This window comes from Bacillus infantis (genome assembly GCF_050107595.1).
GTDB classification, from domain to species: domain Bacteria; phylum Bacillota; class Bacilli; order Bacillales; family Cytobacillaceae; genus Bacillus_AB; species Bacillus_AB infantis_C.
The window spans coordinates 292,815-305,897 of the sequence record NZ_JBNILH010000004.1; the positions used below are offsets into that span (position 1 = coordinate 292,815).

Annotated in this window: 7 protein-coding genes; all 7 read right to left on the reverse strand. The window is 43.8% G+C overall.

Translation table 11 applies throughout. The annotated features are described in order from the left end of the window. Nucleotides 1-23 precede the first annotated feature (23 nt). The 7 genes from ACQCVH_RS10775 to ACQCVH_RS10805 all read right to left on the reverse strand — a co-directional run bounded on the left by ACQCVH_RS10775 (nucleotide 24) and on the right by ACQCVH_RS10805 (nucleotide 13,040). Nucleotides 24-1,136, reverse strand: coding sequence for a glycosyltransferase (locus tag ACQCVH_RS10775; RefSeq protein ID WP_426835660.1), 1,113 nt, complete (start codon nucleotides 1,134-1,136; stop codon nucleotides 24-26). Then, nucleotides 1,129-2,286, reverse strand: coding sequence for a polysaccharide pyruvyl transferase family protein (locus ACQCVH_RS10780; protein ID WP_426835661.1), 1,158 nt, complete (start codon nucleotides 2,284-2,286; stop codon nucleotides 1,129-1,131). Before ACQCVH_RS10780 ends, ACQCVH_RS10775 begins: the two co-directional genes overlap by 8 nt. A 247-nt stretch (nucleotides 2,287-2,533) precedes the next feature. Next, complete coding sequence (locus tag ACQCVH_RS10785) at nucleotides 2,534-4,096, reverse strand: N-acetylmuramoyl-L-alanine amidase (protein WP_426835662.1); 1,563 nt, start codon at nucleotides 4,094-4,096, stop codon at nucleotides 2,534-2,536. 157 nt (nucleotides 4,097-4,253) lie between these two features. Beyond that, complete coding sequence (locus ACQCVH_RS10790) at nucleotides 4,254-6,548, reverse strand: S-layer homology domain-containing protein (protein WP_426835663.1); 2,295 nt, start codon at nucleotides 6,546-6,548, stop codon at nucleotides 4,254-4,256. Nucleotides 6,549-6,864: 316 nt separating this feature from the next. Beyond that, nucleotides 6,865-8,313: an O-antigen ligase family protein gene (locus ACQCVH_RS10795; protein ID WP_426835664.1), complete on the reverse strand. Its 1,449-nt coding sequence runs from the start codon at nucleotides 8,311-8,313 to the stop codon at nucleotides 6,865-6,867. A 222-nt stretch (nucleotides 8,314-8,535) separates the two neighbouring features. Then, entirely contained in the window at nucleotides 8,536-10,149 is a 1,614-nt protein-coding gene (locus ACQCVH_RS10800) for a hypothetical protein (RefSeq protein WP_426835665.1), read from the reverse strand. A 125-nt stretch (nucleotides 10,150-10,274) separates the two neighbouring features. Continuing rightward, nucleotides 10,275-13,040, reverse strand: coding sequence for an S-layer homology domain-containing protein (locus ACQCVH_RS10805; RefSeq protein WP_426835666.1), 2,766 nt, complete (start codon nucleotides 13,038-13,040; stop codon nucleotides 10,275-10,277). Nucleotides 13,041-13,083: the final 43 nt, after the last annotated feature.

The window sequence follows — 13,083 nt, forward strand, 5'->3', positions numbered from 1 at the left end:
AAGCACGAGAAGGAACATCCTGATCAGATGCTCCGTCCCTGCTCTCTTGTGTGGTTATAAATCTTTTCCAGTTTTTCGATGATCCGCTCTTCTGCATTCTCCTCTGCCAGCTGCTCGCCTTTTTGAACAAATCCAGCCTTCATATCAGGATTCTCCAGAACAGACAGCATCCCATCGGCAAGGCTTTCAGGGTTCCCCGGCTCGACCAGCAGCCCGCTGCCATCCTGCAGCAGATAAGTAAGGCCGCCGACATTGGATGCAACAACAGGCGTATGGCAGGACATCGCTTCAAGAGCCACAAGCCCGAATCCTTCTAGATGGGAAGGGAGCACGAAAAGCTCAGCGGCCGCCATCCACTTCGCCAGGTCTGCCTGAGGCATCATTCCCAAGAATTCAGCCTTGCCGGCTGCATTCTCTTTAATAATCCCATCAAGCTCTCCTTTAAATGCAGCATTGCGGCTGGCCCCGATCAGATAGAGCCGGGACTGCGGCCTTTTCTTCAGAACCTCTCTAAATGCCAAAAGCAATTCTTTTACCCCTTTTTCAGGAATGATATTGCCGACAAACAGAATCGGCTCGCTTCCCTCCGGAATACCGAGCTCCCGTCTCAGTTCTTCCTTTTGCAAGGGCTGAAAAACATTTCGGTTCACACCCATGTTGAGTATGAATAGTTTCTGCTTGTCCACTCCAAAGGTGCCGGCAATTTCGTCGTGCAGCGCCTGGCCTACAGCGATGACATGCTCGGACCCCTGAAGGATTTCTTTTGTCCACTGATGAATGCGGGCATTCTTTTTCGCCATCTTATCGATATCACCGCCATGGGAAGTGACAACATACGGGGTGCCCCACATTTTCTTATACATCCTGGCAATCATGCCTGAAGGAAACACATAATGGGCATGGACAACATCATAGCTTTTTCCTTTTGTGAGCAGATTGGCTGCTGCCTGCAGGAACCAGGCCAGATACTTTTTCAGAAGGTTGAGCTTCCCGCTCTTCGGGTTCTTGATGGCTATGACATCTACTGTATGACCAGCTTCCCGCAGCGCATTTACCTGGTTGGCAACGAAGATTCCGAATGTCTTGTGTTCCGGGGTGGGGTACATATTGCTGATGACAAGAATTCTCTTAGCCATTCTGCTTTTTCCCTGGGAGCATATACAGCTGCTCAAGCCCTTTTGCCGCTTTCGCTTTCAGCTCTTTCGAGATCCGCTGCGCTTCATCCTGCGCATGGTTCCAGTCTTTATTCATGTCCTGAACAAGGCGGGTGAAGTGCTGGTCATCTGTACCAAGACCATCCATTGAGATGCTGTGGTTTTCCTTCCCGACCATCTGCATGAAGTGCTCGACCTTATGGTGATAAGCAACGCCAATCACCGGTGTTTCTGCATCCAGCGAAAGAATGATCGAGTGGAGCCTTGTCCCAATGACAACATCCTGCTGTCCGCACAGGTCCACAAGCTCTGCCGGAGCCAAATGCTCTTCATTCACAACCGCTTTCTCTTTATGCTTCATCGCATCATAAATATCCTTAGTCACCCATACATCCTGGGGATACTTTGTGGAAAAGAAAGTGACATCGACATCTTCTTTTTCGATGAGCGCATCCAGGTTTGCAGCCATACCATTCACATAGCTCTGGTATTTCTCCTCATCGGCTTCGGGCCAATATTTAATGTTGTAATAAGGGACGGCTGTCACGCCGACCTTTTTGATTTTATCGGATCGCTGATGCTTCTTGTCCGTTGTCAGTGTAAAAGCAGGGTCTCCGATCAGCTTCACTTCCTTGCTGGCTCCGATAGATTCAAGCAGCGCTTTCGATTTCGGATCGCGTACAGAAATGCTGTCAGACACCTTGGCCAGCTTCCGGATAAACCATTTGCCGATTGAAGAAGTCAAAGGGCCGGCTCCGCATCCGTATACGACTACTTTAGCTCCAGCGCGCTTCCCCAGGATGCCGTACGTCCCATACAGAGGGGCTTCCCTCTTGTACAAATCCATAAGGATGCCGCCGCCTCCAATGATCACAAGATCCATGCCTTTGACAATTTTTCCGCTCTGTTTGAAGGTTTCCAGAAATGTCTTGGGAGCTGAACCTTTCTTATAATAAAGGGGATACGAATCCACACCGTATCTTTCCTTTGTTTGTTCAGGGTTGTTGCTGAAAACTGTAATTTCTTCTCGCTTTATGTCAAAATTCTCTGTCAGCTGTGTGATAATGCCGACAAGTATAGCTTCATCACCATTATTATTGTTACCGTAATTTCCAACAATGCCTATTCTCATTTGCCAACTTCCTTTACAGCAGATTCGTTCAAACCCTATTTTGCCCTATACAGGCAAAATGCAAGCTAATTATAACACAAAGCACTAAAAGGGTGACAGATGCTTCCAAGATTCGTCATAAATCCTTAATATGAGAGGCTGTCTTTGAGGTTTACAATGTCCATTCCGGGTAAATAAAATAAAATGAAAAGCCCTCAAAAAAAGCTGCTGGAAAATTTCCAGCAGCGTGTTTGGCGAATCCATTCTATTATTTGCGATAGTACTGCAGAACGCCTTTGTATATTGCATCTGCATAGATATTCAAATAAGTTTCAGATGTCAGTTTCTTTCTGTCATCTGCGTTTGTCAGGAATCCTAGCTCAACTAGCACGCTTGGCACCTGGTTATTGCGGATGACATAAAAGCCTGTATCCTTTATGCCTCGGTCATTCATTTTTGCCTGACTGACGATTTCACGCTGAATTTCATAAGCAAGCTTCTTGCTTTCAGTGCCGTTTACGTTTGTAGAAGTATCATAGAAAACTTCTGCACCTTTCGCAGCAGTGCTTCCTGCTGCATTTACGTGGACACTGATATAAGTTTCAGCGTATACACTTTTAGCATAGGCAACGCGCTCTTCAAGGGAAAGGAAGTTATCAGTGCTGCGGGTCATGATAACTTTTGCACCGGCTGCTTCCAGTTTTGCCGCAAGCTTTTTGCTAACCTTCAGCACGATATCTTTTTCATTGATTCCGCTGACTGAAGCTCCCGGATCCTGCTTGCCATGTCCCGGATCAACTACAATGATGCGTCCCTTAATCGGGTTGTTTGCATCGGTTGACTTAAGTTTCAAGTATGACTTATGCACATACCCGGTCAACCCATTGTAATTGATTTTTGCCCAATAGCCATCCATTGATGTAATGGAAACCTCTGTCCCAAGTGAAATCCTTCCTACGATGCTGGAGGAAGTTGATGGCGCCTGCCTGATATTCAGGCTGGATGCTGCTACAACCTCACCTTTCGCAACTGTTGTCCCTGGCGAAGGCTGGAGGACAGGACCAAGAACTGGTACCCTGTACTTCTCATCGATCGCACGGGAAAGGAAAGCTGAGAATTCTGAGCGCGAAATGCGCGTTTCCGGTTTAAAGCTGAAATTGCTTCCATTCGAAATGCCATTATAGTGAAGCTTTAAAATATACTCATTTGCCCAATACGCTGGTGCCACATCTTTGAAAACCTGCTGGTCCGGGTTATAGCCGTTGTAGCCAAATTTGAACGCTTTGGCAATGACTACTGCCATTTGAGAGCGTTTCAGCGGATCATTCGGCCCGAATGTCCCGTCCTGATACCCCCCAAATATTTTCAGGCTCGAAACCCTTTCGATATAGCCGGATGCCCAGTGGCTGGCCGGTATATCCTTAAACGAAGAGGTGGAAACATTTAATTCTCCAAGATTGAGAGATTCAACGATCATCTTCGCTGCCTGTGCCCTCGTCACATTATCATTGGGATTAAAATAATATGCCCCGCCTTTTTCATAGCCTCCGATAATGCCTAAAGAAGATAAGTGAGAGATATTGGTATAAGCCCAATACTGTGAGTTTACATCAGAAAAGCTGATGTTCGTTGCTGCCATTGACTGTACCGACGGTGAAGTTGTACTTGGATTCCCGGCTGCAGCCGGATTCCCTGTAGACTCACTTGATACCTCTTCATTTTGTTTTCCATCTGTGACAACCTGTTCTTGAGCATAGGTTGGTAGAATATTAGTTGAAAACAGGAAGAGGAAGCTGAAAGCAAAAGTGAGAAAAGTTTTCTTTCTCGACACCAATTGCCACTCCTTCCCAAAAAAAATTGCTACATGACTAGAATAACAGAAGTTTTTGTCAAGTAAAACGGTTTTTTGTAGTAAAATGGTACTCTTTTTAATTATTAGCAATAAAAGCGGATAAAACCAAGGGTGGTAAATATCCGCCAATAGGTCCTTATTTTGTCAGAATCCGGTATAAAAATGCACTATACTGGGCCCTTGTCACTGTGTTCCCTGGTTTGAAAGTATTATCCGGGTATCCAGTCGTAATTTCATTAAAAGCAAGAGAGCCGATAGCTTTATAGGCCCAATAATCTGGCTTGACATCAGTAAAGTCATTCGCCGGCATTCCCTGCAGCTTATAGGCATTCTGCAGGATGGCTGCCATCTGCGCCCGCGTCAGCTTGCCTTCCGGATCAAACAGGCCGCCTTCCTTGCCGCCCATGATACCCGCATTTTCTACTGCTGCAATAATAGAATAGTAGACGTGGGACTTTGGTACATCTTTAAATCCTGGATCCGTTACATTTGCTGTATTCAATTTCAGCGCCCTGGCAAGCAGGATGGCTGCATGCGAACGGGTCAATTGGTCCCCTGGCTTAAATTCTCCGTTCGGATAACCGCTGATGATTCCATTATCAGCCAAATATGAGATTTCTTTATAAGCCCAATACTGGGTGTTTACATCAGAGAACTTTCCTGGAGCTGGTGCCGGTGCAGTAGATGAGCCTTTTACAGAAACAGATATAGATTTTGTTGTCTTTCCTATAGTTGCCGTTATTTTTCCGCTGGCTGTCTGTGTCCCTGCCTTAAAAGTGCCATCCGCAGAAATGGTTCCGATATTGCCGCTGACAGACCATTTTACTTGTGATGGATTATAGATCACCGGCTGGCCTGAGCTGTCTTTCCCGCTTGTGGTCATTTTCTTGGACTCGCCTGCAGACAGGCTCAATGAAGATGGACTAACCGAGAAAGAATCAATCGTGTCTACTACAGTGACAGGAAGCTCCCTCACTGCATTTCCATACTTTCCAATTACCTTGCCGTCGCCCTTCTGGCTGGCCGTAAACCGGCTTCCATTCATAGTCCCGATAGAGTTGGAGACACTGAATGATAGTTTAGAAGGATCAAAAGTAATAGGGTTATAATATTGGTCCAGAACATAGTTAGCCGTAAAGTCAACAGAGGATCCAACCATTACCTTTCCTGGCGTCTTCTGAGTAATCCTTAAGACAGCAGGTTCACCAAGCGGTGCCGTGCTGACCGCCTGCAAAGTGGTCGAAATAAGCCTCTCACGTCCATCCGACGGCCTGCTCACAAGTGACACTGTGTTGCTTCCATAATTGCGGATGCTCATTGCCGTCGAACCGCCACCGTCAAGATTGATGGCACGGTCTGCTCCAAGGCTGGCAATATACTGGGCAAACTCGGTCATATTCATCCCTGTGCTGTAGCCGGGCTGCCTCCCGTCTACTGTTACGAGAAAGACCTTCTTTTTCGTTTTATCAATGGCAACAGCAGTTCTTGGCGCCCGTTCTCTTGCCCTGGAGCTGTTCGGATCCATTGTCAGATGAACCTTCCCATCCTTTACGAGCATCGGTCCGCTGGCAAGCATGTATTTAGAATCCTGCCACTTTGCATCAATCCCCAGCTTTACCTGTATAGTATCCCCGATTGCCAGGGCACTATATCTTTCAAGCCAAAGGTTCCCATTTAATGAAAGAACAAATCCGTTTTTAGGGATGGCTGTTTTCGTTTTATCCCCATATTTCCTTACTGCTGTCACTTTTCCGCTTAATACATCGCCGAATTTAACCGGTTCAACTGCTTTATCAGCAGTGATTATGTATTCAACGCCATAGCTGTTTGTGTTTGTATATCCGTCTTCATGGCTTGAAGTATAAATGATGGCTTCATTGGAATCTCTCATTCTATTGATTCCGGATAAAGGGTAACTCTGGCCGTTATATGATGCACGGATATCGAAATTGAATGCATCGATTTCCGCATTCCCATTGGCCAATACTCCAAACGCAATCGGCTCGCTTACAAATTTATCACTTTTCTCGGAGATGATTCCCCCATTAATGATCCTGTTATCCTTTGATAAAAGATACAATGGCATTTTGGAAGTCATATCAAAGAATCCTGCGTTGACTGCCCCTACTACCCGATGCCCTGCAGAACTGTTTGCATTGGCTGCATTGGTGGTTGTGGCCGTCTTTGTAATCGGATTGGGTATCCCAACCTCAATGGAAGTATAGGAATCTGCCAGATTCAGTTCCAGCAGATTGACGGTCTGTGTAACAGAAGAATTGGTTAACTTGATGTTCTTATAGTTAACCCCGGGTGATACTTGAAGCTGTTTATTGATTGATGTAGCTGCTTCAGCCTCAGACCGGTCCAGTCCTAAAACAAGTGTTTGTGACAATAAAACAAGTGCAGCAACTGCTGATAACCTTTTTCGCACTATTTCCCCTCCTGGCAATATGTAGCGTAACCTCTTAAGTTTTACACTATTACATATATTAACAAACTCTGCCTAATTTCTCTATAAGTCTATTGGTATTTCCTCTTATTGGATAAAATTTCTAGTGTATTTCCTCGGAAATAAGGGATAAATGTCGAAGAATGTCCATTGACAGTATGTTAAATTCAATCATTGAAGAATTTAAGCAGAATGCTTAGCATTCATAAATGGCAGATTTTTTATAGAGAGTCAAATTAAATCAAAAAACGCAGAGGGCTGCTGCACCCTCTGCGTTTTCTGTATGGCCGTATTTATATTATTCAACATCCGTTTTCTTGTATAATCCTTTAATTGAAGCATATGCCCCCAAGATAATAAAGAAGAACATCGTATAAAGCTTCAATTCCCAGATATTATAGTACATGCCGCTGACTCCAGTCGCAAACCAGAGGGCAATCATCAACTTAGGGAATACCCCTTCTTTCCGGTGTTTCCAAAACAGTCCGAGCATGAACAGAAGGAAAGCTGCAAACAGGACGACACCAATGACCCCTGTCTCTGCGATCACCTGGATGTACTGGTTGTCCGAGTAAAAGTACTTGCCGCCATAAATATCTGAACGGATTCCATATTCATCATAGATTGGAGAACCATACGAAAGGGTGGCTGAACCTCCGAAAGTTCCAAACCCTGTCCCTGTAACTGGATGGTCCTTGAATACCTCAAAGCCTTTTTTAATATAGAAAAAGCGGCCGCTTTGAGACATCAGTTCCAGATTTTCATCATCAAATGTTTCCTTGAAGCGATTCCCGATTCCTCCGGTGCCATGATCACTGCCGCCTTCTCCTCCGATTGATTGGAACAGCCCGACTCCCGCATTGACCGGAAGATATACAAGCACCAGTCCTAAAATGCCGGAGATTACAAGAGGCTTAAGTATCTTCCACTGCCTTGAGGCGATCAGATAGACAACAATGCCCACTGCAATGGCAATCCAGGTACCTCTTGAATAGGAAAGGAGCAGCACACCAGTAAAAAGGGTCAAAAACGCATAAAGCCATTTTCGCTCTTTTCCTTTCGAGAATTCAAGCAGAAAAAGAACAGCGATGACGGCAAATCCCAGGAACAATGCCAAAGAGTTTGGATTTCCCGGAAGCCCATAAATCCTGACCGCATTCGTTGCGGAAAGCATTTTTTCACTCCATGCCTCAGGAAGAAGAAGCTGGCGTGAGGACAGCTTTTCAATAATCCCGTGGACACTGATCAAGATGGACACCGAGATGGTAATCCAGGAAAAGCGGATCAGATCCGTCTTATCAATTTTCAAACGCGAAATAATATAGTAGAGAAGGTACATGATGACAAAAGTCCGTACCTGGAAGATGATTGCCGCAATTGATACTCCTGTCAGGAAGGCAATGATAGAGCCAAATGCGAGAAATACAAAGAAGGCCCATTCAAACTTTTGGAATTGGAAAAGGCTTTTCCAATCCTTCCTCGCGTCAAACACAATCCTGAGCAGCACAATAAAAGTAATGGCATCCCCGATCAGCTTCAATCCTGGATTGATTTCTATCAGAAATGGCCTGATCGATACATACAGCAATAGGAGCAGAAGCCCTTCTTTAGGCTTGAAAAATGCATAAACAGTAAATATTCCCGTGACAAGAATCATGCTGATATTGACTGGAAGGACCAGCCCGGCCATCAGCAAAAGAAAACCGGCAATTAAAAAGTTATATGGTTGCAGCTTTGATACCATCATCAATTCCCTTTCCTGGATGTAATTCCGTCTAGTATTACCTAAATTTATAACAGTCTTTCTCATCTTACAAAATTTAATCAGCACAGTCAAAGACAAAATTAGTAATAAAGGGCTCAGCTGCGAAAAAGAACAAAAAAACGCCATATGCCCTTCTTCTTTCAGAAGGACATGGCGTTTGTATTCGAGTAGCTTCCTATTATATAGTGCAGACTTTTTACTCAGCTAGTTTCCGATGCCGTATGAGTACAGCTTGTCCTGCAGGTCTGCCGGGATATGGATTCCGGTCCTCTTTAAATAAGACGTTTTTGATTCCAAGAAAGTTTCAATCATGGGCAGCTGTGATGGATCAATTTTTTGCCAGTAATCGTAAGACTTCAATAGATCCTCGACCGTCAGCGTTTCATAATCACGGCCGATGAAGGTCAAATCCGGGTTTACTTTATACCAGGTATCCCCATCATCTCTAATCCACTGCATGCCAAGTCCATTTATCCCTTCCTGCACCGTATATGCGCCAATCAAATATTTAGTATCGTTCGTAATTGTATAGGCCTCAAGGAGAATATTCATGCCTCCCAGCCCGTGATTCAGCGAGGTATGTGTCAGCACTGGGTCAAACACGGCAAAATAGTCCGGAATAAGCGCACCCCTCTCGTTCACCTTGATAACATTGCCTGTTTCAAATTGCGAAAGAAGGAAATCCGCATACGTGACCAGCGGCTCCTGAAGCTCTGGAAGATTCAAATCTTCACCGATTTCCTCCAGGTAAAGAGCAATATATTCATTGAATCGTGTATCAATGAAAGGAGCCGTAATGTTATACAAATTTTTTAAATAGGTGCTGGTCACTTCAGTTTCCCAGAAAGTCCTATCCCCTCTGAAGTTCAATAGATCAGCGACAGAATTATACACCAGGTTCTGATAATAGCGTTCCCCGGTTGCTTTTACACGCTTCAGTGCTTCATGCTCGCGGAACATAAGCAAGGTCCGCCCATACCCCATCTTGGAACGCGGCTGCGGTTCCACTGTGAGGACCATTTTATTGTAAGGTCCATCTGCCGTATACCATTTATTAGTCTTGCGGTAGTTCGCAGCACTATACTTCATCCAATCGTGGAGCTCATCTGTGTTTTTAAACAGCTCAGCATTAGAAACCATCAGCCATTGCTCTGTTATATCCCTTCCCATGGAGTTCAAGGATACGACAAGATGTTTAGCGTCACCTTCTTCCGTGATTTCAACAGCATCAGTTTCAGATTTAAGGTCGCGGATGACACTTTTATTGACATGTTCATATCTCTTTATCTGCTCTAATGATCGATATGACTTTCCTGCCATGATCTGCTTAAAAGGTCTTCCCTCTTCTGTCATCTTCAGAAGTCCAGTTGGGTAGGAAGTGATGTCCTCTCCCATCGAAACAGAAGTGCCAGTCGGCTTGGGATACTTGGAATAAGCATCCATCTCTATATCTATGGATTTCGGAAATTTGTATTCCAGTTCCATATAAAAATCAAAGTCTTTCATATTCCTTATCTTTGTAAAAAGAAAATAATCGCCGTTTTCAAATTGCCGTTTCACAATCTTCAGCTCGCCAACACGCAAATTGAAGCGCTTAATATCATATGTATAGACAGTATCCTTAGAACCTGGATACTCAGACTCGGTAATCTGTAAATTATCAATACTATGGGATGTTTTAACCAGCACCCTCTCTGTATCTGTCAGTGCTAAAGTCGCAGTATGATAGGTCTTTTTTTCCGAGGCTTGTGCAGTAGAAGCAAGCATCCCAAGAACAATGAATGCTGCGATGACAACAAAAAATCTTCTTACCCCCATTAGTAAATCCCCCTGTGTAAAAGAATGTATACTATTTTAGGGTATTTTGGAATTTTTTACAACATTATTTAGAATAGAAATCAAAAAGCCCGCGGGACATACCCGCGGGCCAATCGATTAAGCTATTATTGAGCTGTTACTGTAGTTCCAGTTTTTACCGTATTCCCTTGAGTAGAATTATCGGCAATCGTGTTAGCTCCAGTTACTGTTGTAACTTTAACAGTTTGATTAGTTAAGTTGTATCCAGCAATTGTAAGGACTACTTTATTATCATTTGCAGTTTCACCTGTAGCAACTCCTGTAATAGCAGATCCAGGAATCGCGACTCCATTAACAGTCACTTGGAGGTCGTCAACTACATCAGCCAGCGTTCCGATTGTTGTATCGTTAATACCTTCGCTGAAAGTAAGCTCAAGTGTAGTAGAAGAAGCAACCTTCGCAGCTGTCAATTCAGGTTTTACTGTATCTTCAAGGCTCACTACTTTAGTAGCTGATGATGCAGTATTTCCTGCAAGGTCCTTGATGTTTGAATAGCTCAGTGTATATTGTCCATCATTGCTTACAGCTGAAGCAGGCAATGTAATAACAATCTGATCTGTATTAGCTGTTCCAGCATTCAGGTATGCTACAGATCCTTCTGGGAGAGCCGCACCATCCAGCTTGAAGTTAGCTAAATCTTTTGCACTTGCAGCTAAGTTCTCATTGAACAGAAGAGTTAATACATTCTTACCGCTAACAACGGAAGGAGTTACAGACGTAAATGTTGGAGCTGTTGTATCATTAGATACTGCGCCTGTTGTAACTGTTTTAGTGAATGCAGAAGTCTCATTTCCAGCAAGGGACGTGTCTGCAACTAAACCGGCAGGGAAGCTGATTTTATATGATTTATTCAGTTGAAGACCTTTAACAATCAGATATTCTCCATCTTCTTGAGTAGAAGTGGCCAGCTTGTCATCATGAACTTCAAAGGTTACACCACTTACTAGAGCACCGTTTTCATCTGTAACAATAACTCCGCTAGCATCAAGTGCAGATGCATCTAAAACTTCACTGAACTTCAGCACATAGTTTGTTCCATCGAAGTTCTCTGAAACAACGCTTGGAGCTGTTACATCTTTATTAACTGTGACAGTGTGGCTTGAAGCAGCAGTCACATTATTTGAAGCATCTTTAACAGAGCTTAGATCTACTTTTAAAGCAGTAGAGCTAGTACCAGATGTATATAAGTCAGCAAGATTTGCATCTAAAGTTGCATAGTAAACATTATCATTATCTGTATCTTGTACTAATGAAACCCCATTTGCGAAAACTGTTGTGTTTCTGCTTACTGTAGCAGTAGCTCCTGCTGCGATTTCCTCAGAGAATACAAACTTGATAGTTTTCTCATTTTCTGCAGTTACAGATTGAACTGCTGGTGCGCTGTTATCAGCAGAGAAGCTGGCAGTTTTAGCTTCTGCAGCACTTTGATTACCGTTAAGGTCTTCAAAAGCAGAAGTTGTTACTGTGTATGTCTTGCCTGCTTCTGTATTATAAGCAACATTTACTGAGAATCTGTCAGCACCAGCGGATACACTGCTAGCTGGAAGGTTCACACCATTGACTTTAACAACACCTTTGTTTGTTAAGGAAACTGGCTCGTTGAACTTAACTACAAAGCCTGAAGCATTTGCTGTAACACTATCTACTTTAGGAGCAGCGCTGTCAGCAGCAGTGAAGCTTTCTTTATAAGCAGTGCCCAAAGTCTTGCCATTTGCAAATTTAATATCCTTGCTAACTGTCAACTCATAGTTTTTATCAACAGTTAATTCAACTGGAGTAGACGCATCATCAAGTGTGATAGTAGCTGTCTTTCCATCTTCGCTTACAGTTACATAAGAGTCATCAGCATCGCCTGATGTATCTAGAACAGATGCATTTGAAACTTTGTCAGTAAGAGTAAAGTCAGAAACTGATACTGCTGTTTTATTTAATGGCTTGTTAAACTTAACTTGAACTTGGTTCAGGTTAATCGCTTCAACACTCTCAACAGCCGGTGCTACTTCTTCAACAGTAACCTTAACTTTAGCTTTAAGGTCAGTGCCTTCTACAGTACCTTCAACGTTGTAAACGCCTGGCTTAGAGAAGTCAGCTTCTTCCCATTTTACTGCAACATCTTCTTTGCTGTCGTCAGCATAAGTAGCTTCTACTACTTTAGGAAGTTCTACTTTTTCGCCTTCTTTAACTGTGATGTCAGTTAGTGTTGCAAGGCTTTCGATTTCTTTCACTTCTTCCATGTTCATTGCACGGTAAAGGAAAGTTACAAAGTGTGCACGGCTTACTGCGCTCTTAGGATCGAAAGAACCGTCAGCTTTACCAGTTGTGATTCCGTTTTGAGCTAGGATCTTTACGTTTTCACGGTGAGATGGGCTGATGCGCTCCCAGTCAGTGAAGCTTACTTCTTCACCAGTGTCTTCAAGATCGAATGCACGTACTAATACGGAAGCCATTTGCTCACGAGTCAGTTCGTCAGCAGCTCCGAATACAGTGCCGTTTTCTTTACCGCCGAAGATTCCAGCTGCTTTAGTTGCTGCAGCGCCTTCTGCGAATACTGATTTAGAGCTAAGATCTTTGAATGCGCTAAGGTCGGATGGGATATCCAACTCTAGAGCAGAAGTTAAAAGGTTAGCAGCCTGGCCGCGGTTTAATGTAACAGATGGACGGAAAGTGCCATCTGGATATCCATTGATGATACCTTGCTCTACTAGAGAGTAGATTTCAGTTGCAGCCCAGTGGCTGTCTTTTACATCTGAGAAAGTTTTTACGTCAGCGCTTGCTGCTGGCGCCATTGCTGAAGCAACAACTGCAGCAGTTACTGAACCTGCGATGAATTTGCGCATGTTTGTTTTAGACATGAAATTAAATCCTCCTAAAAGATAGTAATATTTTTGCTAAATA

Bases quoted from the DNA above. Each gene is read 5' to 3' on its own strand.
- ACQCVH_RS10780 (WP_426835661.1), bottom strand. From the start codon at position 2,286: ATGAGAATAGGCATTGTTGGAAATTACGGTAACAATAATAATGGTGAT.
- ACQCVH_RS10805 (WP_426835666.1), bottom strand. From the start codon at position 13,040: ATGTCTAAAACAAACATGCGCAAATTCATCGCAGGTTCAGTAACTGCT.
- ACQCVH_RS10800 (WP_426835665.1), bottom strand. From the start codon at position 10,149: ATGGGGGTAAGAAGATTTTTTGTTGTCATCGCAGCATTCATTGTTCTT.
- ACQCVH_RS10795 (WP_426835664.1), bottom strand. From the start codon at position 8,313: ATGATGGTATCAAAGCTGCAACCATATAACTTTTTAATTGCCGGTTTT.
- ACQCVH_RS10775 (WP_426835660.1), bottom strand. From the start codon at position 1,136: ATGGCTAAGAGAATTCTTGTCATCAGCAATATGTACCCCACCCCGGAA.